Origin of the sequence: Streptomyces sp. NPDC047072 (assembly GCF_040643855.1) — a bacterium.
Taxonomy (GTDB): domain Bacteria; phylum Actinomycetota; class Actinomycetes; order Streptomycetales; family Streptomycetaceae; genus Streptomyces.
Window position 1 is genome coordinate 33,720 of the sequence record NZ_JBEYVC010000048.1, and the last position, 25,753, is coordinate 59,472.

General features: G+C 71.4%; 24 protein-coding genes and 1 pseudogene. 14 read left to right on the forward strand and 11 right to left on the reverse strand.

The genetic code is table 11. The features are described 5' to 3' along the window. The first annotated feature begins 4 nt into the window (after positions 1–4). From ABZ896_RS21800 to ABZ896_RS21820, 5 genes are all read left to right on the forward strand, one after another. On the forward strand, positions 5–733 hold the full coding sequence (locus ABZ896_RS21800; protein ID WP_360931392.1) for a GntR family transcriptional regulator: 729 nt from the start codon (positions 5–7) through the stop codon (positions 731–733). Between the two features lie 5 nt (positions 734–738). Next, complete coding sequence (locus tag ABZ896_RS21805; protein ID WP_360931395.1) at positions 739–1,659, forward strand: 3-hydroxyacyl-CoA dehydrogenase NAD-binding domain-containing protein; 921 nt, start codon at positions 739–741, stop codon at positions 1,657–1,659. After that, complete coding sequence (locus tag ABZ896_RS21810) at positions 1,656–3,176, forward strand: aromatic amino acid ammonia-lyase (RefSeq protein WP_360931398.1); 1,521 nt, start codon at positions 1,656–1,658, stop codon at positions 3,174–3,176. The genes ABZ896_RS21805 and ABZ896_RS21810 overlap by 4 nt, the downstream gene beginning before the upstream one ends. 26 nt (positions 3,177–3,202) lie before the next feature. Then, on the forward strand, positions 3,203–3,739 hold the full coding sequence (locus ABZ896_RS21815; protein ID WP_360931402.1) for a hypothetical protein: 537 nt from the start codon (positions 3,203–3,205) through the stop codon (positions 3,737–3,739). 567 nt (positions 3,740–4,306) lie between these two features. Beyond that, positions 4,307–5,578 (forward strand): sulfite oxidase, encoded by a 1,272-nt coding sequence (locus ABZ896_RS21820; protein WP_360931405.1) that lies wholly within the window; start codon positions 4,307–4,309, stop codon positions 5,576–5,578. Here ABZ896_RS21820 and ABZ896_RS21825 read toward each other — a convergent pair. After that, complete coding sequence (locus tag ABZ896_RS21825) at positions 5,520–5,804, reverse strand: sugar diacid recognition domain-containing protein (protein WP_360931408.1); 285 nt, start codon at positions 5,802–5,804, stop codon at positions 5,520–5,522. The genes ABZ896_RS21820 and ABZ896_RS21825 overlap by 59 nt on opposite strands. Positions 5,805–6,030: 226 nt before the next feature. Here ABZ896_RS21825 and ABZ896_RS21830 point away from each other — a divergent pair. Both ABZ896_RS21830 and ABZ896_RS21835 read left to right on the forward strand, forming a co-directional pair. Further along, positions 6,031–6,739: pseudogene (locus tag ABZ896_RS21830) on the forward strand (FAD-binding oxidoreductase). A gap of 99 nt (positions 6,740–6,838) precedes the next feature. Continuing rightward, a complete protein-coding gene (locus ABZ896_RS21835) occupies positions 6,839–7,990 on the forward strand; it encodes an acyl-CoA dehydrogenase family protein (protein WP_360931411.1) in 1,152 nt (383 codons plus the stop codon). Positions 7,991–8,003: 13 nt separating this feature from the next. Here the strand turns inward: ABZ896_RS21835 and ABZ896_RS21840 are convergent, their stop codons facing one another. The 6 genes from ABZ896_RS21840 to ABZ896_RS21865 all read right to left on the reverse strand — a co-directional run bounded on the left by ABZ896_RS21840 (position 8,004) and on the right by ABZ896_RS21865 (position 14,930). After that, complete coding sequence (locus tag ABZ896_RS21840; RefSeq protein ID WP_360931414.1) at positions 8,004–8,519, reverse strand: PaaI family thioesterase; 516 nt, start codon at positions 8,517–8,519, stop codon at positions 8,004–8,006. Between the two features lie 43 nt (positions 8,520–8,562). Beyond that, positions 8,563–9,537 (reverse strand): LLM class flavin-dependent oxidoreductase, encoded by a 975-nt coding sequence (locus ABZ896_RS21845; RefSeq protein ID WP_360931417.1) that lies wholly within the window; start codon positions 9,535–9,537, stop codon positions 8,563–8,565. Next, on the reverse strand, positions 9,534–11,960 hold the full coding sequence (locus tag ABZ896_RS21850) for a GNAT family N-acetyltransferase (protein WP_360931420.1): 2,427 nt from the start codon (positions 11,958–11,960) through the stop codon (positions 9,534–9,536). Before ABZ896_RS21850 ends, ABZ896_RS21845 begins: the two co-directional genes overlap by 4 nt. Before the next feature lie 23 nt (positions 11,961–11,983). Then, the gene (locus ABZ896_RS21855) at positions 11,984–13,063 is read right to left on the reverse strand and encodes an amidohydrolase family protein (RefSeq protein ID WP_360931423.1); all 1,080 of its coding nucleotides are present in this window, start codon (positions 13,061–13,063) and stop codon (positions 11,984–11,986) included. A 99-nt stretch (positions 13,064–13,162) separates the two neighbouring features. Next, positions 13,163–14,125 (reverse strand): electron transfer flavoprotein subunit alpha/FixB family protein, encoded by a 963-nt coding sequence (locus tag ABZ896_RS21860; protein WP_360931426.1) that lies wholly within the window; start codon positions 14,123–14,125, stop codon positions 13,163–13,165. Between the two features lie 43 nt (positions 14,126–14,168). Beyond that, positions 14,169–14,930 carry an electron transfer flavoprotein subunit beta/FixA family protein gene (locus ABZ896_RS21865; protein ID WP_360931468.1) on the reverse strand — a complete coding sequence of 254 codons (762 nt, stop codon included), beginning with the start codon at positions 14,928–14,930 and terminating at the stop codon, positions 14,169–14,171. A 173-nt stretch (positions 14,931–15,103) separates the two neighbouring features. Between ABZ896_RS21865 and ABZ896_RS21870 the strand changes: the two genes are divergently transcribed. The 7 genes from ABZ896_RS21870 (at position 15,104) to ABZ896_RS21900 (ending at position 22,146) form a co-directional block, all read left to right on the forward strand. Next, positions 15,104–16,426, forward strand: a complete 1,323-nt coding sequence (locus tag ABZ896_RS21870) for a phenylacetate--CoA ligase family protein (RefSeq protein ID WP_360931429.1) — start codon at positions 15,104–15,106, stop codon at positions 16,424–16,426. Next, the gene (locus ABZ896_RS21875; protein ID WP_360931432.1) at positions 16,426–17,136 is read left to right on the forward strand and encodes a hypothetical protein; all 711 of its coding nucleotides are present in this window, start codon (positions 16,426–16,428) and stop codon (positions 17,134–17,136) included. The genes ABZ896_RS21870 and ABZ896_RS21875 overlap by 1 nt, the downstream gene beginning before the upstream one ends. 23 nt (positions 17,137–17,159) lie before the next feature. Then, complete coding sequence (locus ABZ896_RS21880) at positions 17,160–18,071, forward strand: SDR family oxidoreductase (protein ID WP_360931435.1); 912 nt, start codon at positions 17,160–17,162, stop codon at positions 18,069–18,071. A gap of 1 nt (position 18,072) precedes the next feature. Next, positions 18,073–18,567, forward strand: coding sequence for an OB-fold domain-containing protein (locus ABZ896_RS21885; protein WP_360931438.1), 495 nt, complete (start codon positions 18,073–18,075; stop codon positions 18,565–18,567). After that, positions 18,564–19,712, forward strand: a complete 1,149-nt coding sequence (locus ABZ896_RS21890; RefSeq protein WP_360931441.1) for a thiolase family protein — start codon at positions 18,564–18,566, stop codon at positions 19,710–19,712. Before ABZ896_RS21885 ends, ABZ896_RS21890 begins: the two co-directional genes overlap by 4 nt. 74 nt (positions 19,713–19,786) lie before the next feature. Next, positions 19,787–21,034, forward strand: a complete 1,248-nt coding sequence (locus ABZ896_RS21895; protein WP_360931444.1) for an acyl-CoA dehydrogenase family protein — start codon at positions 19,787–19,789, stop codon at positions 21,032–21,034. Next, a complete protein-coding gene (locus tag ABZ896_RS21900; RefSeq protein ID WP_360931447.1) occupies positions 21,031–22,146 on the forward strand; it encodes an acyl-CoA dehydrogenase family protein in 1,116 nt (371 codons plus the stop codon). The genes ABZ896_RS21895 and ABZ896_RS21900 overlap by 4 nt, the downstream gene beginning before the upstream one ends. Positions 22,147–22,596: 450 nt before the next feature. Here the strand turns inward: ABZ896_RS21900 and ABZ896_RS21905 are convergent, their stop codons facing one another. The 4 genes from ABZ896_RS21905 to ABZ896_RS21920 all read right to left on the reverse strand — a co-directional run. Next, on the reverse strand, positions 22,597–23,754 hold the full coding sequence (locus tag ABZ896_RS21905) for an acyl-CoA dehydrogenase family protein (protein WP_360931450.1): 1,158 nt from the start codon (positions 23,752–23,754) through the stop codon (positions 22,597–22,599). 33 nt (positions 23,755–23,787) lie between these two features. Beyond that, positions 23,788–24,303, reverse strand: a complete 516-nt coding sequence (locus ABZ896_RS21910; protein WP_360931453.1) for a DoxX family protein — start codon at positions 24,301–24,303, stop codon at positions 23,788–23,790. Further along, entirely contained in the window at positions 24,300–25,211 is a 912-nt protein-coding gene (locus ABZ896_RS21915) for an SDR family NAD(P)-dependent oxidoreductase (RefSeq protein WP_360931456.1), read from the reverse strand. The genes ABZ896_RS21910 and ABZ896_RS21915 overlap by 4 nt, the downstream gene beginning before the upstream one ends. A gap of 23 nt (positions 25,212–25,234) precedes the next feature. Beyond that, on the reverse strand, positions 25,235–25,753 hold a 519-nt coding region (locus tag ABZ896_RS21920), incomplete at its 5' end, for a CoA transferase (protein WP_360931459.1).

The following is a 25,753-nucleotide window of genomic DNA, read 5'->3' on the forward strand; positions in this document are numbered from 1 at the left end:
GGGCATGTGCCCGCCCCCGTCGTCCGCCCGAACCCCGAGTGAGAAGCTCGCCGTCGCGAGCCTCGCCGACCAGATCGCCTACCGGCTGCGCGCCGACATCCTCGACGGGAAGCTGCCGTTCGGCGCCCGCCTCCAACACGAGGAACTGGCCGCCCGGTTCGGCGTCAGCCGGATGCCCATCCGGGAGGCGCTGCGTCAGCTCCAGGCCCTCAACCTGGTCGAGCTGGCGCCCAACCGGGGCGCGACGGTGCGCACCCCCTCCCGGGCGGAACTCGTCGAGGTCTACGAACTCCGTGCCGAGATGGAGGCCTTCGCGTGCGCACTCGCCTGCGAGCGCGCCTCCGCGGAGGAACTGGACGAGCTGGAGCGGACGCAGGAGCGGCTCACGGAAGCCGTCGCCGCGGCGGATCGCATCGACGACGCGGAACTGGACGCGGCCGTGACGGGCGCGAACACCGCCTTCCACGACCTGATCCACCGATCCGCCCGCAACGGGCGCCTGACCGAGTCCATCGCAGGGCTCACGCAGGTCTTCCCACGCGACCTGGTCTGGCGCGTCATCGCCCATGACGAGGCGGCTCTGACGACCATGAACGTGCACGAGCACCAGGCCATCGCCGCCGCCCTGCGCGCCCGCACACCGGACGCCGCCCGCAGGGTGATGCGCGACCACGTCCGCGGCGCCGGGGAGATTCTGCTCGCCCACCTCGACGAGCAGAGATTCTGGGGATGAGCCCGATGAGCCCGATGAGCCCGTTGAGCTCGTCCTTCGGCCGTGTGCTGGTCATCGGCGGTGGCGCCATGGCCACCGGCATCGCCGCCCGCCTCGCCGCCGCGGACATCGAGACGGTCGTCCTCGTCCGGCGGCGGGAAGCGGCCACGCAGACCCGGGACGAGATCGGCCGACGGGTGGATCAACTCGTCGGATCCGTACGGCCGGTGACCGTCCTCGTCGGCGACGCGCCTGGGCCGTTCGCGCTGGCGGTGGAGTCGGTCGCCGAGGACCTGGCGGCGAAGCGCGCCGTGCTGGCCCGTGCCGAGGCGCTCGTCGCCGACGACGCAATCGTGGCGACCAACACCTCTTCGCTGCGGCTGGCGGATCTCGCCGAGGACCTGAAACGCCCCGAACTCTTCGCCGGCTGGCACTGGTTCAACCCCGCCGAACTCGTGCCGCTCGTCGAGGTGACGGGCGGACCGCTGACGGCTCCGGACACCTTGGCACGGCTCGCCTCGCTCTCCCGGGCGATCGGCAAGGAGCCGATCACGCTCCGCCGCGACCACCCGGGTTTCGTGGCCAACCGGCTCCAGTACGCGCTGCTGCGCGAGGCGTACGCACTGGTCGAGGAAGGCGTCTGCGGGGTCGAGGATGTCGACCGGGCCGTCGTGGCCGGGCTCGGGGCACGCTGGGCGGCCATCGGCCCGTTCGCTTCGATGGACGCCGCAGGACTGGACGTGCACGAAGCGGTGGCCGAGCAGTTGTTCCCGCAGCTTTCGCGCGCGACGGAGGTGCCGGCACTGCTGCGAGAGGCACGGCGCGAGGGTGCAACCGGTATGAAGGGCGGCCGGGGGCTGCTCGGTGACTACCCGGCCGACGCCGTACGGGAGATCGCGGCGCGGCGGGACGCGATGCTCGCGCTGCTGGCGGAGGCGCGGGCATGACCTCTGTGGCCGCACCCCTGGAAGCCGTTGACCCACTGGACGAGGACGTGCTCGTCCTGGGTGACCGCCCGCTCCTTCCGGCCGATGTCGTGGCGGTGGCCCGCGGCCGCCGCGTCGTCCTCGGCCGTGCCGCCCGCGAACGAATGCGCGCTTCGCGCACCGCACTTGAGGCGGTGCTGGCCCGCGGTGACGCCGTGTACGGTCTCACCACCGGCGTCGGCGCGATCAAGACCGAGGCGATCCCGGCCGACCGGCAGACTGCCTTCCAGCGCCTGCTGCTGCGTGCGCACCGAGTGGGTCACGGGCAGTTCGCGCCCGCGGAGTTCGTGCGGGCCGCCATGGTCGTACGGGCCGCCGGGCTCACCGTCGGCGTCGCGGGCGTACGGGCCGAGGTCGCCGACGCGTTCTGCCGGGCCCTGGACACCAACGTGACGCCCCGGGTCCACCTGCTCGGCTCGATCGGGCAGGCCGACCTGAGCCAACTGGCCGAGATCGGCCTGGCCCTCATCGGCCACGGCGACGACGGAGCGGCGCTGATCGCCAGGGGCTACACGCCGATTGAACTCGGCCCGCGCGAGGCGCACGCCATCGTCAACAGCAACGCGTTCTCGGTCGGCACCGCCTGTCTCGCCCTGGAACGGGCGAACCGGGCCGTCCGGGCCCTGGACGTGTCGGCGGCGCTCTCGCTGGAGGGCCTCACCGGGAACGTCGACGCCGTCCACCCGGCCGTCGCGGGGGTACGCTCGTACACGGGCGCCCACGAGACGATCGGCCGCCTGCGCGCACTGCTGTCGGGCGGTTCCCTGCTGACCGGTGCGACACCGGCCCGCGCCATCCAGGACCCCCTCGCCTTCAAGGTGGTGCCGCAGACCCACGGTGCGGCCCGGCAGGCACTCACCCACTGCGGCAGCGTCGTCGAGACCGAACTCGCCTCCTCCGGCGACAGCCCGATCATGCTCGTCGACGAGGACCGCGCCATCTCGACCGGCAACCACGACATCGCCCCCGTCGCCATCGCGCTCGACTACGCGCGGCTCGGACTCGCGCAGGCCGTCACCATCGCGGGCGAGCGGGTGCAGAAGCTGCTGGATGCGGCCTTCACCGGCCTGCCGACCGGCCTCCGCGCCGACCCCACCGCGCCCGACGACGGCCTGGCGATCGTCGCCAACGGCGCGGCGAGCCTGGCCGGCGAGGCACGCCTGCTCGCACAGCCCGTCACCTTGGAGCAGCCCACCAGCGCCATCGCGGCCGGCATCGAGGACCGGATCACCATGGCGCCCACCGCGGCCCGCCGCCTGCACGACATGGCCGGCCTGGCACTGCGGTTGGCCGCCGTCGAGCTCATGTGCGCCGCCCAGGCGGTCGACCTCCGCGGGCACGCCGGTGACCTGGGCGACGGGACTCGCCGCGCGTATGCGGCGACTCGGCGTTCGATGCCTTTCGTCGGGGCGGGCGAGGCACCGGACGGCGACCTCGACGCGCTCGAGAACTGGCTCGCCGGCGACGACCTCCCCTAGCGGGCCACACAGAAGGTACGGACGACATGAACACGACCGCGATCAACATCCCCGCCCTCGCCGAACTCGGTGCGTCCGAGCGCCCTTTCCGGCCCGAGGAGTGTGCGGACCGGGCCCGCCGCGCGGCGGCCTTCGTCGACACGGCCGCGCTCGACCGCTCCGGCCCCGGCTCGTACGTCCTGCTGTGGCGCACCGAGCACTCCGAAGCATGGCTGAACACCTGGTGGGAATCGCGCGACACCGGCTACCACGACCACCAGGGTTCCTGCGTCGGCGTGCACGTGATCGAGGGCACCGCCTGGCAGGAGGGGCTGCCGGTGGGCGGCCCGCGCCGCGCCCACCGGTACGGCCCTGGCGAGACGTTCTCCTTCCCCGGCTCGGGCGTCCACCGGATGGACCACGATGCCGGCGCCATCACCGTCCACGTCTACTCGCCGCCGCTGCAGGCCATCGGCCATTACGAGATCGTCGACGGCGAACTCCACCGCACCCCGGGACCGCCCGACGAGGGCTCGCCCGCAAGCCCGCGGCTGCTCCAGGCCCTCGACGCGATCGGCCGGTGACCCGGGCCGCGACCAGGGACTTCGAACGCGGCCGTGCCCAGCCGGCCGACATCCTCGGCGGTGGAGTCGACCTGTCGGGCTTTCGCTAGACGAGCCCCTGCCGGAGAGCCTGCTGCCCGACGTGGCGTCGGTGAAGGCCGCCGTGGCCGGGTAGAGATCTTCACGACGTGATCTCGCTGGGCGGTCTCGCGGACCCGCGCCAGCACGATTTCGTCTATCGGCCCGCGACACCGCACGGGTCCGGGCGCGGATCACAGATTCGCCGAACCCCAACTACCGTGCACAGCTGCTTCGTTGACACCGACTGGACGACGTGTTTGCATCGCGTCATGCTTCCTTCGGAGCCTCTGACCCGTCGCCGCGCCGTGGACCTCGTCCGGGTGGCCGCCGCGCTGTGTCGCTTCCCCGGCTGACCGGTTATCTCCCGGGGTTCTCTTCTTCTACGGCCTTGTCACGCATGCGCTGTGGGTCTCCGTCTCCGTAGGCCTGCCGAGGATGTTCCTCGCGCGTCGGTGCCGCGGTCCGCCCGGGCTCCATTCCCCATCCGCCACCCATGACGGGACAGCCATGTCTGCTGCCGGTTCCGCCGCCCACCACGAGATCGCCTACGACCGCCGCAGGCTGCGCCAGTGGCTCGCCGGGGAGGCCAGAGCGGACGGGGTCACGCGGCGTCGGCTGCTGGCGCTGCTGGCCGCGACCGCCGCCGCCACCGCGCTCCCCGTGCCGGCTCCCGCTCGCGCCGCCGACTCGCCGATCGTCAAACCGCTGCCGCCCGAGTGGTTCATTCCGCGGGGCACCAATGCCGAGACCCGCTGGGAGGCGCTGCGTGGAACCGGCCACCACACCCCCAACGCCCTGTTCTTCGTCCGCAACCACACTGCTACGCCCGTCCTGGAGGCCGCCGACTGGCGGCTGAGACTGTGGGGTGACGGGCTGCGCGGCACACCCGGCGAGGACCGGCCGGTGGAGTTCGGGTACGACGATCTGCGCGCCCTGCCTGCCGTCACCCGGACCGCGTTCGTCGAGTGCGCCGGAAACGGCCGTAGCTACTACTCGATCCAGCAGGGCGAGACGGTCACCGGCACCGCGTGGACGCTGGGCGCGGTCGGCGTCGCGCGCTGGCGCGGGGTGCGCCTGGCCGACGTGCTGCGCAAGGCCGGGCTGTCCCCGCACGCGGTGGACGTGCAGCCCCGTGGCCTCGACGCCGAGTACGTCAGCGGCGGCGAGAGCCTGGGCCGGGTGCGGCGCCCGCTGCCGCTGGCCAAGGCGCTGGACGACGTGCTGCTCGCGTACGAGATGAACGGCGAGCCGCTTCCGTACGACCACGGCCACCCGGTGCGGGTGCTCGTGCCCTCGTGGGTGGGGATCGCCTCGATCAAATGGGTCGGCGACATCGAGGTGTCGGCGCAGCCGCTGTACTCGCCGTGGAACACCACCTTCTACCGGCTGTTCGGCCCCGCCTACCCGCCGGAGGGCAGTGCGCCGCTCGCCCGGCAGACGATCAAGAGTGCTTTCGAGCTGGCGAGCGGCGCGACGTTCCCGGCAGGGGAGAGCCAGGTGCTGCACGGCCGGTCGTGGTCGGGTGCGGGCGCCGTCGCGCGGGTCGACGTCAGCACGGACGGTGGGGCGACATGGGGGCGGGCCCGACTGCACGACCGGCCGCGTTCCGGCACGTGGATGCGCTGGTCCGTCCCGTGGACACCTGGTACGCCCGGCCCGACACATCTGCTGGCACGCGCCACGGACATGGCGGGCCGCACCCAGCCGGACACCGCCGTGTTCAACACGCAGGGCTATCTGTTCGACGCGGTGGTGCGCCACCCGGTGACCGTGCTCTGACGCCGGCATGCCTTCCCCGGACGACGGCGATCTTGGCGGCACCGGCGGCTGGAGCGTGGTGGGGCTGGTCGAGGACGACTTCGATGGACGCGTCGTGGAAGGTGCCCACCCGGCTGGTGTCACCGCTGCCGATGACCATGCCGTCCGAGTCGGTGATCAGCACGTTGAACCCGATGACGGCGGAGGTGTCCGCGGCGATCTCCTGGGCGAGCGACGGGCTCAGCACGGTGTTCCTCCCGCCGACGGGCCGGTTCCGCTTTGGACGCACCGTACAGGGGAGGGGGGCGATTTCGGCCACGACTTCATACGGAGTGACCGATGACGGGTGGCCGACCGAGGCCCGTCATCACCTCGCGCTCCAGCGCGAGATGGCCGACGGACGCTAGCCGCTGCCAGACGACGTCGTCACCGGCGAGGAGGCCCGGCTGCTGGACGACGCGCTGTCCCCGCAGGTGCGCGCGGCCTACCTGGTGGAGGGGGAGGGCGTGGTCGACCCCGAGGCCTTCGCACGCGGGCTCGTCGAGGCGCTCGGCGCGCTGGGGGTCAAGGTCCACGAGAACACGGGGGTCACCGGGTTCCGTACGGCGGTGGGCCGGGTCAACGCGGTGTCGACCACCATGGGCGAACTCCCCTGCTCCGGCGTGGTCATCGCGGCCGGCATGCGCTCGGCGGATCTGCTCCGCGCGCTCGGCCGGCCCCTGCCGCTGCAGGCCGGCAAGGGCTACAGCTTCTCCGTCGACCTCGACCCGGCCCCGGCACACCCTGTACTTCGGCGAGCGCCGGGCCGTCGCCTCACCCATCGGCTCGACCACGCGCATCGGCGGCACGATGGAGCTGAGCGGCAACAACAACCGGCTGGACTGGCGCCGTGTGGTCGCCGTCGCCCTGGCCAGCCGGCACTACCTGGGGAAGTGGTTCGACGACCCCGAGGACCTGGTCGGCCTGATCCGCGATCCCTGGGTCGGCGGACGGCCCTTCCTACCGGACGGACTCCCCGTCATCGACAGACTGCCGGGCTACGACAACGCCTTCGCCGCCACCGGCCACGGCATGCTCGGCATCACCCTCGGCCCCGCCACCGGCCACCGACTGACCGAGTACATCCGCACCGGCCGGCGACCGGAGGTCCTGACACCGTTCCGCTTCGACCGGTCAGTGTGATACCTCGCACGGTGAGCCAGCAGTACTGTCGCCGCCTCCCATCCGCTAACATAGAACAATTAGATAGATGAATAGGCTAGTGCTGGCGGAGGAGTGGCCGTGGACTTCGGGCTGACCGACGAGCAGGACCTGTTGCGTGCGACGGCTCGGCAGTTCGTCGCCGACGTGTGCCCGGCCGAGAAGGCCAAGCAGTGGGACGAGGAGGGCGTCGTACCGCCCGAGCTGTTCCGGGGCATGGCCGACCTCGGGTGGTTCTCGCTCCCCTTCGCCGAGGACGAGGGCGGCGACGGTGGCGGACCGCTTGAACTCATCCTCATCGCCGAGGAGCTCGGGCGGGCCAGCTTCGACGTGGCCATGTGCTACATCGGGGTGCTCATCCCCGGCATCACGGTGTTCCGGTGGGGCAGCGAGGCGCAGCGCGACTTCATCCGCGAGCAGGTCATGACGGGCCGCCACCGGCTCGCCGTCGGCCTCAGCGAGCCGGACAGCGGGTCCGACGCCGCGGCACTGCGCACCACCGCCGAGGACCACGGGGACGACTTCCTCGTCCGCGGCCAGAAGGCCTGGTGCACGGGGGGCGGCCTGCCCGACACGACCATCGCCACGTACGTGCGGACCGGGCCCCGCGAACCCAAGCACGGCGGCATCAGTCTGCTGCTCGTCGATCCCGCGACCGAGGGCGTCGAGGTGCGCCGGACGCCGACGCTGGCCCGGCACATCCTGGGCACCAACGAGGTCTTCTTCAACGACGCCCTGGTGCCGAAGGAGAACCTCGTCGGCCCGCGTGACGAGGGCTGGAAGGTGATGCTCTCCAACATCGAGCTGGAGAAGGTGATCATCAGCGGGGGCTATCTGGGCGCCGCGCAGGCCACGCTGGACGAGATGCTCGACTACGCCCGCAACCGGCACGCCTTCGGCCGGCCGATCGGCAACTTCCAGGCCCTCGCCCACGCCATGGCCGACCTCCAGACCGAGATCGACTCCGCCCGGCTGCTCGCCTACCGGGCGGCCTGGCTGCTCGCCCAGGGCAAGCCGTGCACACGGGAAGGGTCGATGGCGAAGCTCAAGGGTTCGGAGACGTACGTGGCGGCCGCCCGGCTGGGGATGCAGGTCTGCGCGGGGCACGGCTTCTCCACGGAGAGCGTGATGAGCTTCCGGTACCGGGAGTCGATCGTGGCCACGATCTCCGGGGGCACGAGTCAGATCCAGCGCAACGGGATAGCCCGCAGCATGGGGCTCAGGTCCTACTGAGCCCCGACTGTTCCTACCGGGCCCCGCCATCCTGGCCGGCCAGCCACTCCTGGTGTCGTGTGAAGTGGCCCCGGTCCCGGGTGACCCAGATGCCCGAGACCCGGGCCAGCACGGCTCGCGTCGGCAGCAGGAGCATCTCGCCGGCGATGTACCAGCGCCTGCCCTCCCGCTTCTCCACCCAGGCCCGGACCTCCAGCGGGCGCTCGACCGGCACCGGCTTCACGAAGCTCACGGTCAGTTCCGCCGTCACGCTCAACACCCGGTGCAGCAGCGGCAGATGGCCGAGGCAGTCGTCCAGTACGGCCGCGGTCCAACCGCCGTGCGCCACGTCGGGCCCACCCTCCTGGTCCCGCGGGCAGGACAGCTCGAACCGCGCCGACCCGTCCTCGTCGAGCCGCTCGTGTTCCACTCCCAGGCGGCACGAACCGGCGACGCGGCACGCCCCGCACAGGGCCACCCCGCCGGGAGTCCGGGGTGGTTCCTGGAAGTCGGCCCCCGCCCAGGGTCCGGTCGGTGGCGTCGTGGACATGGTGTGACTCCTCTTGTTCTCCGACACTTCAAAGCTCGCTGCTTCAGACATCCGCAAGCAGCGGGCGCAGCTTCCCCGCGATGAGTTGAACCTGCCGGGCCACCATCTCCTCCGGCATCCCGGCCAGCGAGGCCCACAGGAACACGCCCTCCACCGGCAACCCTGACACGTACGCCCTGATGGCGTCGGCGACGTCCTGCGGGGTGCCGTACAGGAACTGGCCGAACCCGGTCGAGCTCAGGCCCGTCTCCCGCCACTTCTCGGGGTCGATGGGGCGGGGGAGCGGCTGGTCGGTGCCCTCCACCATGTACCGGCGGTAGCTGTCCCACTGGTACGACAGGTGTCTGCGCACCACCGGCCAGTCGCCCTCGGGATCCTCGGTGACGAACGTGGTGAACGAGCCCTGCATACGGCCCGCTGCCACGTCGTACCCGCTCTCGGCGAGTCCTTCCCGGTACGGCGTCAGCAGCGCCGGGTTGAGCGACAGCAGCCCCGTGCCGAGCCGGCCGGCCCGGCGGGCACCCTGTGGGCCCTGGTAGCCGAGCCAGATCGGCAGCGGTTCCTGGACCGGTCCCGGGGTGACCAGGGACTCGGCCCACAGGCCGCGGATCTCCCGTACCCGCTGATCGGTCGTGGTGTAGCGCTTGGCGAGGTTGGCGCCGTACAGCTTGTACTCGGGCACCCGGTAGCCGGTGCCGAGCCCGAGGTCCAGGCGGCCGTCGCTGATGATGTCCACGAGGGCGGCCTGTTCGGCGATCTCGGGGGCCGCGTGCAGCGGTGCGGGGATGACCGCGGTGCCCAGGCGGACCCGGCGGGTGCGGGCGGCGGCCGCGGCCGCCATGGTGAGCGGCTGGGGGAGGTAGCCGTCCTCGAAGCCGTGGTGCTCGGAGAACCAGACCGAGTCGAGGCCGAGCCGGTCCGCCTCCTCGCACATCTCCAGGGCGAAGCCGTAGACCCGCGACCAACTCTGGCGCCATGGCGGCGGGTTGCGCAGGTCGAAGTAGATGCCCACCTTCACGCCGGGGTGCCTCCTGCCGTGTTGTCCGCCAGCCGGATCGTCGCGTGCGAGACGGCGACTCCGTCCCCGGCCGACAGCAGTCGTACGGGGCGCAGTTCCAGCGCCTCGATCTCGGGGAGGTCCTCGACCATCGCCGAGAGCCTCAGGACGGTCTCCTCAAGGGCGCCGAAGTCCACGCCCCGTTTCTCCAGCAGGGGAGTCGCCCGCAGGGAGCGGACCATCTCGCGGGCGTCGCGGTCGCTGAGGGGGGTGACGCGGTGGGCGACGTCCGCCATGAGGTCGGCGTAGTCCCCGGTGAGGCCGAAGGCGACCACCGGGCCGAAGACCGGGTCGGCGCGGACGGTGAGGAACGCGTCGGGTCCGGGGCCCGGTGCGCTGTCGCGTACGGCGACTCCGTACGAGGCCAGCAGTTCGGCGGCGACCGGCGCGGGGACCGGCCCAGGGGCGCAGGAGGCGATCAAGGCCCTGGCCCGCTCGGTGTCGACTCCCGCGAGGTCGGGCACGACGCCCGCGGGAGTGTTGCGCCAGGTCTGGTAGGCCGCCGCGTGTCCGAGCGAGGTGGCCGCCGCCTCCGGGAAGGTGTACGTCGGTACCACCAGGTCGCCGCGGTGCAGCAGGTCGGCGACGCCCGCACCGCCCAGGAAGCTGGCCAGCACGGGCTTGTCGGGCCGGGCCGCGGCCGCGTCGAGGATCGCCGACGCCACCTCGTCGGGCTTGTCGGCCAGCGGCGGCATGAACAGGACGATCGCCGCGTCGATGCCGTCGTCCGCCAGGGCGGCGTCCAGCGCCTGCCGGTAGTGGGCGGCGGTGGCGGTGGGCGTCAGGTCGATCGGGTTGGAGACGTCGGCGTGGGGCGCGAGGGCCGGACGGAGCGTCTGCCGGGTGCGCTCACCGAGCGCGGGCACGCACAGGTCGCTCGCCGCGCACGCGCCGACCGTCAGGGCAGCCGGGCCGCCCGCGTTGGTGATCACGGCGACCCGGTTGCCGGGCGGGGGAGGCTGGTGGGCGAGCAACAGGGCGACGTCGAACAGCTCTTGGAGACTGCGGGTGCGGATCACACCGGACTGTGCGAACAGCGAGTTCACCGCCGAGTCCGCGTGGCCCGGATGCACCGCGACGATGGGTTTGCGCGGCGCGATCCGGCGGGCGACGCGGGCGAACCGGCGCGGATCGCCGAAGGTCTCGACGTGCAGCAGGATCACCGAGGTCCCCGGGTCCTCCTCCCACCACTGGAGCAGTTCGTCGGTGGAGACGTCGACCGCGTGGCCCACCGACACGAAGCCGGAGAAGCCGAGCCGCAGCCGCCGGGCATAGTCGAGCACCGCGAGCCCGAGCGGCCCGGACTGGCTGGACATCGCCACCCGGCCGGGCGTCGGCAGGGCGGGCGAGAAGGTCGCGGCCAGGCGTGCCGCCGGGGTCGTGTTGAGCACGCCCATGCAGTTCGGGCCCACCAGCCGCATTCCGGAGGCGCGGGCGAAACGCGCCAACTCCAGCTCGCCGGCGCGTCCTTCGGCTCCGGTCTCCCCGAAGCCCGTCGAGACGACGACCACCGCTTTGACACCGACCTCCGCGCACTCCCGTACGACACCGAGCACGGCCTCGGCCCGTACGGCCACCAGCGCCAGGTCCGGCGGCTCGGGCAGGTCCCGGACGCTCGCGTAGGCCCGCGCCCCGGCGATCCGCTCGGCCCGCGGGTTGACGGGGAAGACGCTGCCCGCGAAGCCGCCCCGCACCAGGTTGGCGACGATCTCGTGGCCGATCGTCAGCGGGTCGCGGTTGGCGCCTATGACGGCGACCGAGCGCGGTTCGAGCAGGGGCTTGAGCGAGCGCCGTACGGCCGTCTGCTCACGGCGCTCGGCCCGCACCACAGCCTGGGCCTGCGGGTCGACGGCGATCTCGAAGTGGATGATCTGGCCCGGCGGACCGGCCTGTGTCCGGTAGCCGGAGCCGAGGAACACGTTGATCATCCGCGCGTTGTCGGCGAGGACGTCGGCCTCCAGCACCCGGATGCCCCGGGCCCGCGCGGCGGCGGCGATGTGCTCCAGGAGCAGCCTGCCGAACCCCTCGCTCTGGTGGTCGTCCCGGATGGTGAAGGTGACCTCGGCGTGCTCCGATTCCTCCGGGTCGCGGACGTAGCGCACGAGGCCGGCGATCTTGTCGCCGTCCAGGGCGACGAGCGCCAGCTCGTTGAGGTAGTCCACGTGGGCGCCGTGCCGGATGACGTCGTCGCGGGCGCGGACCACCGGACCGAGGGAGCGGTAGGCCAGGGTGGCCCGGGACAGGGTGCCGACGAAGGCGACCAGGCGGTCGGCGTCCTCCGGCCGGATGGGCCGTACGAAGGTCGACCGCCCGGTCCTGACGAGTCCTGGCCGTTCCAGGTCCTCGGGATACGAGGGGTGCGACGGGGATGGGGGAGTGGTCACCGCAGTGCTGTCGCCGGCGCCGCTCAGACGGCCGCCTCCTGGGGAGTCTGGTCCGGCAGACCGAACAGCTCGTTGAAGGTGCCGCGCGTGACGCGGTCGCGGATGTCGTCGGACACGCCGTCGAACAGGTCGTGCAGCGTGGACTGGGTGTGGCCGTAAGTGCCTTCCAGGTGGGGGTAGTCGTCGCCCCACATCACGTTGCGGTAGCCGGTCGACTCGACGATCTCCACCGAGCTCTTGTCGTGCTGGAAGGAGGCGTACACCTGCTGCCGGATGATCTCGCTGGGCAGCCGGCTCAGCTTCGGCCGGACGAACATGCCGTGCTGGCGGTAGGCCTCGTCCATCCGGTCACCGATCGCCGGCATCCAGCCCGCGCCGCCCTCGGCGATGAGGATCCTCAGGTCCGGGTGCCGGTCCAGCGCCCCGCCCGCGACCATGTGGGACACCACGCGCATGCCCGGGTAGGTCGTCTCCATGTAGTTGACGACCGCGCCGCCGGGTCCGCGGAAGACGACGTTCTGCGCGCCGGTGCCGATGTGGAAGCCGAGCACCAGCCCCGCCCGCTCGACCGCGGTCCACAAGGGCTCCCAGCGGTCCAGGGCGTACTCCTCGCCGGGTCGTGTCGAACACGGCAGGAAGACCGCCTTGAAGCCCAGCTCCGCCACCCGCTCCACCTCGGCGACCGCGTCGTCGATGTCGGCCGTCGAGAGGCAGGCGGTGGTGATGACGCGCTTGTTCTTGCTGAGGATCTCCTCGTGGGCCCAGTCGTTCCAGGCCCGGACCGTCTCCCGGGCGAGTTCCCGGTCGGTGATCGACACGAGCCAGAACCCCATGGAGGGGAAGGCCAGTTGGCTCCAGACGCCCTCCTGGTCGAGGTCCTTGAGCCGGACCTTCAGGTCCCAGGCGCCCGGCGGGCGCATCGCGTCCATGAAGTCGCCGAGCTGGCGGTCGATGCGCTCGCCGTCGATGTAGAGCATCTCGTACTTCTCGCCGCGCTCACTGCGTGGGGCGCGGGCGCCGAGTCGTGCGGGCAGCCTCTCGGTCCACACGTCGGCGGGTTCCATCACATGGGAATCCCCGGAGTTGACCCAGATCTTCGTCATGACACTCCTTCGGGTCAGGGCTGCGCGCATCAATGGATGCAATCAGTTAGCGATTTTAGTTGTATGGAGGGCTGAAGGGAAGGCCGGGCCGTTCAAAGATCAGCTCCGGCGCCGCTCGATCTCGTCCACCAGCTGCGGCAGCACCGCGAACAGGTCCCCGACCACCCCGTGGTCGGCGAGCTCGAAGATCGGTGCGTCGGCGTCCTTGTTGACGGCGACGATGGTCTTGGACGTCTGCATGCCCGCCCGGTGCTGGATCGCGCCGGAGATGCCGGCCGCGAGGTAGAGCTGCGGGGAGACCTGGGTGCCGGTCTGGCCGACCTGGTGGCTGTGCGGGTACCAGCCCGCGTCGACGGCCGCGCGGGACGCCCCGACGGCGGCACCGAGCGCGTCGGCGACCCGTTCGATGAGGGCGAAGTTCTCGGCGCCGTTCACCCCGCGACCACCGGAGACCACGATGTCCGCCTCCGTCAGCTCGGGCCGGTCGCCGCGCTCCCGCGGGGTGCGGGACAGGACTCGGACGGCCTGCGCGGCCGGGCCGAAGGTGATGTCCTGCTTCTCGACGACGGGTTCGGCGGGGGCTGCCTCTGGGGCGGCGGCGTTCGGCTTGACCGTGATCACCGGCACGCCCTGGGTGACGTGTGCGGTGACCTGGTAGGTCGCGGCGAACGCCGACTGCTCGGTGACCGGCCCGTCGGGTCCCGCGGTGACATCGACCGCGTCGGTGATGAGTCCGGAGCCGAGCCGCAGTGCGACCCGCGCGGCGATCTCCTTGCCGTCCGGCCCCGACGGCAGCAGGACCGCGGCCGGGCCGGTGCGCTCGGCGATCTGTGTAAGGGCGTCCACGGCCGGGGTGACGAGGTACTCGTCGACCTCGGGGGCGTCCACGACGTAGATCTTCTGGGCGCCGTACCGGCCGAGAATCTCGGTCGCGATGTCCGCGTCCGGCCCCAGGAAGACGGCCGAGGGTTCGCCCAATCGACGGGCCAGGGTGAGCAGTTCGAGGGTCGGCTTGCGTACGGCACCGTCGACGTGGTCGACGAGGACGAGGATCTCGGCCACGGTGATGCAACTCCTTCAGGCAGGTTTTCAGGACGGGGCGCGGTCAGATGAACTTCTTGGTGGTGAGGAACGCGGCCAGTGCGACGCCGCCCGTCCCCTCGTCGGCGACGATCTCGCCCTTGACGCGCGGCGGGCGCCGGGTCGCGGTGTCCACGGCCGACCGCGCCCCCGCCGCGCCGACCTGTGCGGCCTCGATACCGAGGTCGGCGAGGTCGAGGGTCTCGACGGGCTTCTTCTTCGCGGCCATGATCCCCTTGAAGGAGGGGTAGCGGGCGTCCCCGGAGCGGTCGGTCACCGAGACGACGGCGGGCAGGGCGCCCTGGATCCGCACGGTGGCGCCGTCGCCCTCGCGGCGCCCGGTGACGGTTCCGTCCTCGATCGCCAGCTCTTCGAGGTGGGTGACGGCCGGGACGCCGAGCCGTTCGGCCAGCAGCGCGGGCAGCACGCCCATGGTGCCGTCCGTCGAGGCCATCCCGCACAGCACGAGATCGAAGCCGTGCCGCTCGATGGCCTTGGCCAGCACCAGTGACGTGCCGAACGCGTCGCTGCCCTCGATGTCCTCGTCGCTGACATGGATCGCCGCATCACCGCCCATGGCCAGGGCCTTGCGCAGGGCGTCGCGGGCGTCGTCGGGGCCGACGGTGAGGTAGCTGATCTCGGCGTCGGTGTCCGACTCGGCCAGGCGAAGGGCCTGCTCGACGGCGTACTCGTCGAGTTCGGACAGCAGTGAGTCGACCGACGCCCGGTCGGTGGTGCCGTCCTCGGTGAAGGTGCGGTCCGCCGTGGCGTCGGGGACGTGCTTCACGCAGACAACGATCTTCACGGCAGCCCTCCTGTGGTTGCTCCTGTGGTTGAATGAGTTCTAATAGTTAACTATATAGATCGACGGAACGCGAGTCTCTCGCTCAATCCGTCGAATTGGTTGACTGATTGCGCTGATAGCTGGAAGATCTGGGCACTGAGCCGCAAGGAGGCGCCATGGTCGGTGACAGGGACACCGCTGACAGGTACTTCGAGCCCCAGGTGGAGACCATGCCGCGCCCCGAACTGCGCGCGCGGCAGGAGAAGCACCTCCTGGAGCTCGTCGAGTACGCCTACGCCAACTCGGCCTTCTACCGCGAGCTGTGGGACGAGCACGGGGTCCACCCGCGCGACATCAGGTCCCTGGAGGACTTCCGGGCCCGCATCCCCTTCATCACCAAGGACATGATCCGCGCCTACCGGAGTCGCACCGGGGACGCCTTCGCCGGCCTGCTCTGCGTCCCGGTCGAGGAGCTGACCTCGGTCTCCTCCAGTTCCGGAACCACCGGAGACCCGGAGTTCTTCGCCGAGATCTGGCAGGACGCCCCGCCCCTGGTGACCGCGCAGGTACGGGACCTGTGGGAACTGGGCCTGAGGCCCGGCGACCGGGTCCTGAGCCCGCCCGGAACCTTCCGCAACTTCATGGACGCCGGTTTCCAGGCACTGGGCGCGGTGGTCATCGAGGTCGACACCTGGATGGGCAACATGTCCGAGGTCGTCGAGGCCCTGCGCACCTACCGGCCCGCCTACCTCCAGATGATGTATCCGCAGATGGTGGAGCTGGAGCACCTGGCGGAGAAGACCGACCTGAGGGAGGCCTTCTCCTCCCTCAAGGGTGCCTCCTGCGCCGGCCAGCCCCTCAGCCGGAAGATGCGCCAGCGGATCCGCGACGACTGGGGCATCGACGTCTACGAGTACACCAGCGCCGCCGACACCGGCACCGCCTGGGAGTGCCGCGAGCACGACGGCTTCCACCTCTGGGAGGACACCGTCTTCGCCGAGTGCGTCGAGGTCGAGGAGTACGGCTGGCGCGACGTCCCCGAGAGTGACCTCGGCGAACTGGTCGCCACCGACCTGGACAACCGGGCGGCGCCGCTGATCCGTTACCGCAGCGAGGACCTCGTCCGCCTCTCCCGCGACACCTGTGGCTGCGGCCGCACCCACGCCCGTATGTGGGTGGCCGGGCGGCGCGGCGACGAGACGGTGGTCCAGGGGCGCTCCGTCGTCCTGCGGGATGTGTGGCAGGCGGTCGAGGACCAGCCGGAGACCGTCGCGGGCGTCTTCCAGATCGTCCGGGACCGGCGCGAGGTCGACGAACTGCGGCTGCGCGTCGGCTACGACCCCCATCTCACCGGCGACGTCGACGCCCTGGCCGGACGCCTGAGCGAGGCCGTGCGCGAGCGGACCGGAGTCAAGCCGGTGCTCGACATGCGCACCGAGGAGGACCTGTTGAAGACCATGACCAGCGTCGCCAAGTTCCCCCGGGTGGTGAAGACCTGATGGCCCGCGCCGACACCCTGGCCCGTGCCAGGACGCTCGACCACCCCGAACTCGCCTACCTCCTGCGCTTTCCGACCGCCGACGGCATACGGGACCTGGAGCTGACCTGGGCGGAACTCGCCCGCGACACCGAGTGGGTCACCGCACGGCTGCGCGAACACGGCCTCGCCGCCGGGCAGCGGGCCCTGCTGACCGCCTCCGGCTTCGAGGGCTTCTGGGGCCGCGCGGTGATCGGCGCCCTGCGCACGCTGAAGGTGCCGTACGGTATCGCCGAGGCGATGGGCTGGGACCACCGCCGCACCGCCGTCTTCCATCGCGAACTGACCCCGCACGCCGTGATCGGCCTCTCGGCGGAGACGCTGGAGGGACTCGCAGGCTCGGTCGACATCGGCGAGATGTTCCGGTCCACGCCCGTGGTGCTGGCCCGGCCCGCCGCCGTACCCGTCCTGCGCGCAGTGGGGGTGACCGCCTCCGTGATCTCGGCGCTGGGACCGGCTCTCGTGCTGGAGTGTCCCGAGCGGAGCGGCGCCCATGTCAACGCCGCCGAATGGCGGTTCGGCGAGCGGGACGGACAACTGACCGTGGCCGCGGGGGAGGAGCGCACCGCGTCCCTGCCCGAGACCCCGCTCGGCATCACCGGACGCGTCGTCGTGGGCCGGTGCGGCTGCGGCAGCGACAGCCCGCGAGTCCTGCTCGCCGAGGCCAACTGACCTTTCCGATGGAGGAATTGAGCATGTCTGAAGGAGTGGTCGAAGGCCGGATCGCGGTCGTCACCGGCGCCGGCAACGGGATCGGCCGGGCGCACGCCCTGGCGTTCGCCGCGCACGGGGCGAAGGTCGTGGTCAACGACCTGGGCGGCGGGCGCGACGGCGCGGGCGCCTCGGCCGGGCCCGCGCAGAGCGTGGTCGACGAGATCGTCGCGGCCGGCGGCGAGGCGGTCGCCAACACGGACGACATCTCCACCTGGGAGGGCGCCGGCCGGCTCGTCCAGCAGGCCGTGGACACCTACGGCGGTTTGGACATTCTGGTCAACAACGCCGGCATCCTGCGCGACCGGATGATCGTGTCGATGACCGAGCGGGACTGGGACAGCGTGATCGCCGTCCACCTCAAGGGCAGCTTCGCCACCCTGCACCACGCGGCCGCGTACTGGCGCGAGCGCGCCAAGTCCGGTCACGACAACGACGCGCGGGTGATCAACACGACCTCCCCGTCCGGCATCTTCGGCAACCCCGGCCAGTCCAACTACGGCTCCGCGAAGGCCGGCATCGGCAGCCTCACCCTCATCGCCGCCGCCGAACTCGCCCGCTACGGCGTGACGGTGAACGCCATCGCGCCCACCGCGCTGACCCGGCTCACCGACGACATCGAGATGATGAAGCAGGCCGCCGAGCGTCAGGACCTGACCCCCGAGGCCATCTCGCCGCTCGTGGTGTGGCTGGGCTCGGCCGCCTCGCGCGAGGTCACCGGCCGGGTGTTCGCCGTCGTCGGCAACCGCATCACGGTCCTGGAGGGCTGGGTCAACGGCCCCGCCGCGGGCGCCGACAGCCGCTGGACACCGGAGGAGCTGTCCTCCGTCGTCCCGAACCTGGTGGCCAAGGCGGCTCCCAACGCCGACGTCCTGGGCAACCGGAACGGAGCCTGACATGACGACGACACAACGCCCCGTCGCCGAGGGCCTGTTCACCTGGCCGCCCGCCGCCGCGCCCCTGCGGCTGATCGGTTCCGAGTGCCGGGTGTGCGGCCTGGTGAGCTTCCCGGCCGCCGCGACCTGTGTCCGGTGCGCGAGTGACGAGTCGAAGGAACGGCTCCTGGCGGACCGCGGCACGCTGTGGACGTACACGACGCAGGACTTCCGCCCGCCGTCACCGCCGTACGACGGCCCCGAGACGTTCGAGCCGTACTCCGTCGGATACGTCGAGCTTCCCGGCGAGCTGCTGGTCGAGGCGCGGCTGACCGAACCCGACCCGGAGAAGCTGCGGATCGGGCAGGCGATGCGGCTGACGGTGGTGCCCTACGCCGTGCGGGACGACGGCACGGAGGTCGTGACGTTCGCGTTCGCCCCGGTCGAGGAGTCCACGGAGATCGGGGAATCCACGGAGGCCGAGGGGTCCACGGAGATCGAGGAGGAGGCGTCATGACCGAGGCCGTCATCATCGGGGTGGGCCTGCACCCCTTCGGCCGCTTCCCCGGCAAGCCCGCGCTCGACATGGGCGCGGACGCGGTCCGGCTGGCCCTGGCCGACGCGGGGGTGAACTGGCCGCAGATCCAGGGCGGTTACATCGGCAGCTACGAGGTCGCCAACCCGGACGCGATCGTCGGCCGGCTCGGCCTGACCGGCGTACCCCTGCGCGGTGTCTTCAACGGCTGCGCGACGGCCGGTACGGCGGTGGCGCTGGCCGCCCGCGCGATCGAGACCGGCGAGCACGACCTGACCATCGCCATCGGCCTGGACAAGCACCCGCGCGGCGCGTTCGCCGCCGACCCGTCCGTGGCCGGCATCCCCTCCTGGTACGGGCAGACCGGCCTCTTCCTCACCACCCACTTCTTCGGCATGAAGATCAACCGCTATATGCACGAGCACGGCATCTCCCACGAGACGCTCGCCCGCGTGGCCTCCAAGAACTTCCGCAACGCGGCCGGCAACGAGAAAGCCTGGCGCCGTACGCCCCTCACGCCCGAGGAGGTCCTGGCCTCCCCGGTCCTCAACTACCCCCTGCGCCAGTTCATGTACTGCGGCCCCAACGAGGGCGCGGCGGCGATCGTCATGTGCCGGGCCGACCAGGCCCACAAGTACACCGGGAAGCCGGTACGGGTCCGCTCCACCGCCCTGCGCAGCCGCAGGCTCGGCGCGTTCGAGGTGCAGAGCCCGTCCTTCCCGGTCGGGGAGCCCGTGGACAGCCCGAGCGTGGACGCCTCACGGGACGCGTACGAACGCGCGGGCATCGGCCCCGAGGACGTCGACGTCGCCCAGCTCCAGGACACCGACGCCGGGTCGGAGATCATCCACATGGCGGAGAACGGCCTCTGCAAGGACGGGGAACAGGAACGCCTCATCGCCGAGGGCGCCACCGAGATCGGCGGCCGGCTCCCGGTCAACACCGACGGCGGACTGCTCGGCAACGGGGAACCGATCGGCGCGTCGGGGCTGCGCCAGATCCACGAGATCGTCCTCCAGTTGCGCGGTACGGCGGGCACCCGCCAGATCCCCGGGACACCGCGCGTCGGATACACCCACCTGTACGGCGCGCCCGGCGCGTCGGCGGTGACGATCCTTTCGACCTGAACCTCTCGACCTGAACCTATCGAGTTTCTCGACTCTCTCGACCTGAACCTCTTTCTGACCGCGGAGCGCACGCGATGGAATCCGACGACATGCAGGACTTCGCCGCCGAGGCACGCCGCTTCCTCGACGCCCACGTGGCGAAGGCCCCCGACCGCACCGCCGTCGTCTGGGGCGAGGGCGACGACTCGATGGCGTACTTCAGCAGCCTCCCGCCCGACGAGGAGAAGGAGTTCGTGCAACGGGCCCGGGCATGGCAGCGGATCCGCTACGAGAACGGCTTCGGCTGGATCACCGGACCGGTGGAGTACGGCGGCCGGGGCCTGACCCCCGTGCACGACCTGCTCTACGACGCCGTCGAGTCGGAGTACGACGTCGCCGACACCGGTGTGCTCAGTGTGATCGGCCTGGGCATGATCGGGCCGACGATCCTGGCCCACGCCCAGCCCCACATCAAGGATCGCTGGCTGCCGGCGATGTACCGCGGGGACGCCATCGCCTGCCAGCTGTTCAGCGAGCCCGGCGCCGGATCCGACCTGGCGAGCGTGGCGACCCGGGCCGTCCGCGAGGGCGACGACTGGGTGCTGAACGGCCAGAAGGTGTGGACGTCGGTCGCCCAGCACAGCCAGATCGGCCTCGCCCTCACCCGTACGAACCCGGACGCGCCCAAGCACCGCGGCATCACGGCCTTCCTGGTCCCCATGGACACCCCGGGCGTCGAGGTCCGGCCGCTGCGGCAGATGACCGGCGGCGCGGACTTCAACGAAGTCTTCCTAACCGACGTACGCATTCCTGACGACCACCGCCTGGGCGACGTCGACGGCGGCTGGACGGTCGCCCTGACCACCCTGATGAACGAGCGCGCGACCGTCGGCAGCGAGGGAGTCGGCCCGGTGGCCGCCGCCCTGTCCCCGGACCACCTCTCGGCGCTCATGCGGGCCACCTGGACCTGGGACGACCGCGCCCTGCGCGCCCGCCTCGCTGAACTCCTGGTGGACGTCCTGGCCACCGAGCACCTCAACGCCCGCGCCCTGCGCAAGCTGCGCGCCGGCGTGGCGCCGGGCCCCGAGATGTCCGTCTCGAAGCTGATGTACGGCCAGAACCTGACCCGGGCGGCACACTTCGTGTCCGATGTGCTCGGCCCCCGGATCATCGCCGACACCGGCCAGTGGGGCACGTACGCCTGGACCGAACTCCTGCTCGCCACCCCGGCGTTGCGCATCCTCGGCGGCACCGAGGAGATCATGAAGAACATCCTCGCGGAACGGGTCCTGGGCCTGCCCAAGGAACCGGTGACCGCCGCTGCCAAGGAGGTGCGGCCGTGACCGCCGACGAGAGCGAACTGCGCGAACTGCGGGCATCGGTACGGGAGTTCATGGAGGCCAAGTCGCCGGAGGACGCCGTGCGCAAGCTCATGGAGAGCGAGCCGCGCTTCGACCCGGCGGTGTGGTCCCAGGCGGCCGACCAACTGCGCCTGCCGGGCCTGGCGATCCCGGAGGAGTTCGGCGGCGACGGCTTCGGGCTTGTCGAACTCGGCGTCGTCCTGGAGGAGATGGGCCGCGCGCTGTTCTGCGCTCCCTTCTTCGCCACCGTCCTCCTGGCTGCCCAGGCCCTGTTGGCCTCGGGGGACAAAGAGGCCTGTGCGCGCCTCCTCCCCGGCATCGCCTCCGGACGCACCACGGCCACCCTCGCCGTCGCGGAGGACTACGGCTCCTGGGACCCCGCTATGGTCTCGGCGCGGGCCGTGCCGGACGGCGACGGGGGCTGGACGGTCCGCGGCCGCAAGTGCTTCGTCGTCGACGGTACGACGGCCGACCTGATCCTCGTCGTCGCCCGTACCGTGGCCGGCCCCACGCTCTTCGCGGTGGAGCGGGAAGCCGTAGGACTCACGGCGGAACCGATGGAGACGCTGGACGCCACCCGGGCCATGGCCCGGCTGACCCTGGACGCCGTGCCCGCGATGCTCGTCGGGGCGCAGGGGGCGGGCGGGCGCATCATGGCCAAGGTCCTCGACATCGCCTCGGTCGGGCTGGCCGCCGAGCAGGCGGGCGGGGCACGGCGGTGCCTGGAGACGAGCGCGGACTACGCCCGCGTCCGTCATCAGTTCGGCCGACCGATCGGGTCCTTCCAGGCGGTCAAGCACAAGTGCGCCGACATGCTCGTCCAGGTCGAACTCGCCGAAGCCGCCTCCCGTGAGGCGGCCCGGCTCGCCGACGAGGACTCCCCGGACTTCCCCGTGGCCGCGGCCGTGGCCCACGCCGGCTGCTCACGGGCGTACATGGTCACCGCCATGGAGAACATCCAGGTCCACGGCGGCATCGGCTTCACCTGGGAGCACCTGGCCCATCTGTACTTCCGGCGGGCCAAGTCGTCGCAGCTGCTGTTCGGGGGCCCGGCGGTGTATTACGAGCGGCTGCTGGACCGGCTCGGGATCTGAGCTTGCTCTTCGTGGTCATAGGAGAGTGACCGACCCGGTTCGTGAAGAGCACGGCGATCACGAGCACGCCCAAGGAGAACCCGCCGAGCCAGAGGATCGGAACCCAGTCCATGGGGGGTGGTGTCACGGTGTGCTCGTCAGCCCTGACCGACGCCACCCCCGGTGGAAAGGCGACCGGGACTTCGACGAGCAAGGCTCACCAGGGCGGCAACCGTCGCCCGACAAGCGCCGCACATGCGAACTCGGCTCGAAGCGCATGGTCACACGCTCATACGTCACGCCGGGCGCCGCATCACGCTTCACCGGGCCGAAACCGAGTCGTGGCCGAGCTGAGCGCCGTCGAGGGCACGTCATGCTGACGGCGGAACGCCAGCGTGGGTGCGGCGCGATGTAATACGCGAGGAGGCTCCGGGGATGACCAACCCCCGGAGCCTCTGCCTTGTGAACGGCTCAGCCCCGCGCCGCCTCGCCCAGCAGCGCCTTCGCGATGATGACCTGCTGGATCTGGCTGGTGCCCTCGTAGATGCGGAACAGGCGGGCGTCGCGGTAGAAGCGTTCGACGGCGACTCCGCGCATGTAGCCCGCACCGCCGTGGACCTGTACCGCGCGGTCCGCGACCCGCCACACCATCTCGCTGGCGAAGTACTTCGTGCAGGACGGGCCGATCTTGGTGTCCGTGCCGGCGTCGAAGGCGCGGGCGGCCTCCAGGACGGTGGCGCGGCCCGCGTAGTAGTCGGTCTGCGCGTCGGCGATCAGGCCCTGGACGAGCTGGAAGGAGCCGATGGGCTTTCCGGATTGCTTGCGGGTGCTCGCGTAGGCGACTGACTCGTCGACCAGACGCTCGGCCATGCCGACCATCAGCGCGGAGATGTGGACCCGCCCGTGCGCGATACAGCCCATCGCGGTGCCGAAGCCCCGGTTGAGGCCCTCCTCGCCGCCGACGAGCGCGGAGGCAGGCACCCGGACGTCGTCGAAGAACACGTCCGCTGTCCAGGCACCGAACTGGCCCATCTTGTGGTCCTTGGGAGCCACGGTGAGGCCCGGCGTGTCGGCCGGGACCAGGAAGGTGGAGATGCCGCGGGTGCGCGGGGCGTCGGGGTCGGTGCGGGCGAAGACCATGAAGACGTCGGCGAGCGGGGCGTTGGTGATGTAGCGCTTGGCGCCGTTGATCACCCACTCGTCGCCGTCGAGGTGTGCCTTCGTGGTGAGTGTCGAGGGATCGGAACCGGCTTCCGGCTCGGTGAGCGCGAACGACGCCAGAACGTCACCCGAGGCGATCCTCGGCAGCCAGTGCGCCTTCTGTTCCTCCGTACCGCCGACCATGAGGACATGACCCGCGATGCCGTTGTTTGTGCCGAACATCGAGCGCAGGGACGGGGTCGTGTAGCCCAGCTCGAACATCAACTGGGCTTCCTCGTACATCGACAGCCCTAGCCCGCCGTACTCCTCGGGCAACGCGAAGCCGAACAGGCCCATCTTCTTGGCCGCCTCGCGGATGTCCGCGGGCATCTCGTCCTTCTCGTCGATCTCCGCCTCGAGCGGCACGACGCGGTCCCGGACGAAACGCCGGACTTCGGACAGCACCGCGCTGAAGTCAGCCGCGTCCATGTCGACTCTCCCTTGTTGCCCTCATCGGTCTCACTAATCTGTCTCGTCAGGTTTCTTCTCGGGCTCGGGCCGGTAACACAGCGCCAGCAGTGCCGCCGCGCTCGCCGTGCCGATCCCCGCTGCCAGCAACGCGTGCCGGGTGCCCGCCGGTCGGCGGCGCAGCAGCCCGTCGAGCGAGTACCGGCCGTTGCCCAGTGCGGCCAGTGCGACGGCCGCGCCGCCCACGACACCGACGTACTCCCAGCCGCCCTTGAAGACGAAGAAGCCCTTGCCGCGGTGGTCGGTCCGCGCGGCCACGGTCATCAGTCCGACGGCCGCCGTCGCGGGGAGCGGGTTCGCGGCGCCGAGCGTGATGCCGACGCCTGCCGCCATCTCGGTGCCGGCCGCCATGCGGGCGTGCACCTCGGCCGGCTGGAGGCCCAGCGCCTCGAACCAGCCCGTGGTGCCCTTGAGCCCGCCCGGTCCGGCGACCTTGTTCCAGCCGTGCGCGAAGAGCATCGGGCCGAGGGTCGCGCGCAGCACGAGGGCGGCGGCGTCGTGGCCCTTCACTGACCGACGCCCGTCGCCCGGCCGGCAGGAAGGGCGCCGTACAACTGCGGGACCGCGTCGACGAGTTCGTCATAGGTGAGGGCCTGCCCCGACCCGCTCGGGTGGACGGCGGCGACCGTCCAGCCCTGGAGCCGGTTCAGGCGGTTGCCCTCGATGCGCAGGACCTGGCCGGTCAGCCAGGCCGCGCTGTCGGAGGCCAGGTAGACGACGACTCCGGAGGCGTTGGCGGGATCGCGCGGGTCGAAGCCCTCGGTGGCCTGGAGGGACTCGCCGACGGCCAGCCCGTCCGTCATCCGGGTCGCCGCGATCGGGGAGATGGCGTTCGCGGTGACGCCGTACCGACGCATCTCCAGAGCCGTGAGGATGGTGAGTCCGGCTATTCCGGCCTTCGCCGCCCCGTAGTTGGACTGGCCCTGGTTGCCGAACAGGCCGGTCCCGGAGGTCGTGTTGATCACGCGGCCCGCGACCCGCTCACCCCGCTTCGACGCCTCGCGCCAGTACGCGCACGCGTGCCGGGTGAGCGCGAAGGTGCCCTTCAGATGCACCGCGATGACGGCGTCGAACTCGGCCTCGGTCATCGAGAACAGCATGCGGTCGCGCACGATGCCCGCGTTGTTCACCACGATGTCGAGGCGCCCGAACTCGGCGACGGTGTCCGCGACCATGGTCTCGGTCGCCGCCCAGTCCGTCACCGAGGAGTGGTTGGCGAGCGCCCGGCCACCGAGCTTGGTGATCTCGGCGACGACCTCGTCGGCGGGGGAGTCACCGGTCTGCTCGCCGTGCACGCCCGAGCCGAGGTCGTTCACCACCACGGTCGCGCCGGCCTCGGCGAGCGCCAGACAGTGCGCCCGGCCAAGGCCTCTGCCGCCGCCGGTGACGATGGCGACCTTGTCGTCGAGGATGCCCACGCCGTACCTCCAGAGATTTGAGTTCAGTTGAGTTCGCGGAGCACTTCGTCGGTGTGCTCGCCGAGCGTCGGCGCGCCGCCGCGTGGCTTCTCGTCGACGCCCCAGAAGGCGACCGGAGTCGCCACGGTCCGCAGCGGCGGCGCGTCGCCCATGCCGGGCTGTTCGACGAACGCCCCGACCGCCTCCGCCTGGGGATCGGCCGCCACCTCCGCCAGGGTCTGCACGGGCGCCCACCACACGCCCTCGGCGTCGAAACGCTCGGCCCACTCGTCAAGGGGCCGCTTGGCGAACTCCTCGTCGAACACGGCGATCAGCTCGCGTACATGGCCGCGCCGGGCCTTGCCGGTGGCGAACCGCTCGTCCGTCTCCAGGTCCTCGCGCCCGAGTGCCTTGATGACACCGGGCCAGTGCCGGTTGCCCTCCAGGCCGACCAGCCAGAACCAGCGGTCGTTGGCGGCCCGGTAGTCGGCCGAACCCGAACCCGAACCCGAACCCGCATCCGCACTCGCACCCGGCCCCGCGAAGAGGACGCGGCCCGCCGA

Bases quoted from the DNA above. Each gene is read 5' to 3' on its own strand.
- ABZ896_RS21810 (WP_360931398.1), top strand. From the start codon at position 1,656: ATGACCTCTGTGGCCGCACCCCTGGAAGCCGTTGACCCACTGGACGAG.
- ABZ896_RS21875 (WP_360931432.1), top strand. From the start codon at position 16,426: ATGGCCCGCGCCGACACCCTGGCCCGTGCCAGGACGCTCGACCACCCC.
- ABZ896_RS21815 (WP_360931402.1), top strand. From the start codon at position 3,203: ATGAACACGACCGCGATCAACATCCCCGCCCTCGCCGAACTCGGTGCG.
- ABZ896_RS21880 (WP_360931435.1), top strand. From the start codon at position 17,160: ATGTCTGAAGGAGTGGTCGAAGGCCGGATCGCGGTCGTCACCGGCGCC.
- ABZ896_RS21840 (WP_360931414.1), bottom strand. From the start codon at position 8,519: ATGTCCACGACGCCACCGACCGGACCCTGGGCGGGGGCCGACTTCCAG.
- ABZ896_RS21905 (WP_360931450.1), bottom strand. From the start codon at position 23,754: ATGGACGCGGCTGACTTCAGCGCGGTGCTGTCCGAAGTCCGGCGTTTC.
- ABZ896_RS21890 (WP_360931441.1), top strand. From the start codon at position 18,564: ATGACCGAGGCCGTCATCATCGGGGTGGGCCTGCACCCCTTCGGCCGC.
- ABZ896_RS21855 (WP_360931423.1), bottom strand. From the start codon at position 13,063: ATGACGAAGATCTGGGTCAACTCCGGGGATTCCCATGTGATGGAACCC.
- ABZ896_RS21895 (WP_360931444.1), top strand. From the start codon at position 19,787: ATGGAATCCGACGACATGCAGGACTTCGCCGCCGAGGCACGCCGCTTC.
- ABZ896_RS21800 (WP_360931392.1), top strand. From the start codon at position 5: ATGTGCCCGCCCCCGTCGTCCGCCCGAACCCCGAGTGAGAAGCTCGCC.
- ABZ896_RS21820 (WP_360931405.1), top strand. From the start codon at position 4,307: ATGTCTGCTGCCGGTTCCGCCGCCCACCACGAGATCGCCTACGACCGC.
- ABZ896_RS21805 (WP_360931395.1), top strand. From the start codon at position 739: ATGAGCCCGATGAGCCCGTTGAGCTCGTCCTTCGGCCGTGTGCTGGTC.
- ABZ896_RS21885 (WP_360931438.1), top strand. From the start codon at position 18,073: ATGACGACGACACAACGCCCCGTCGCCGAGGGCCTGTTCACCTGGCCG.
- ABZ896_RS21870 (WP_360931429.1), top strand. From the start codon at position 15,104: ATGGTCGGTGACAGGGACACCGCTGACAGGTACTTCGAGCCCCAGGTG.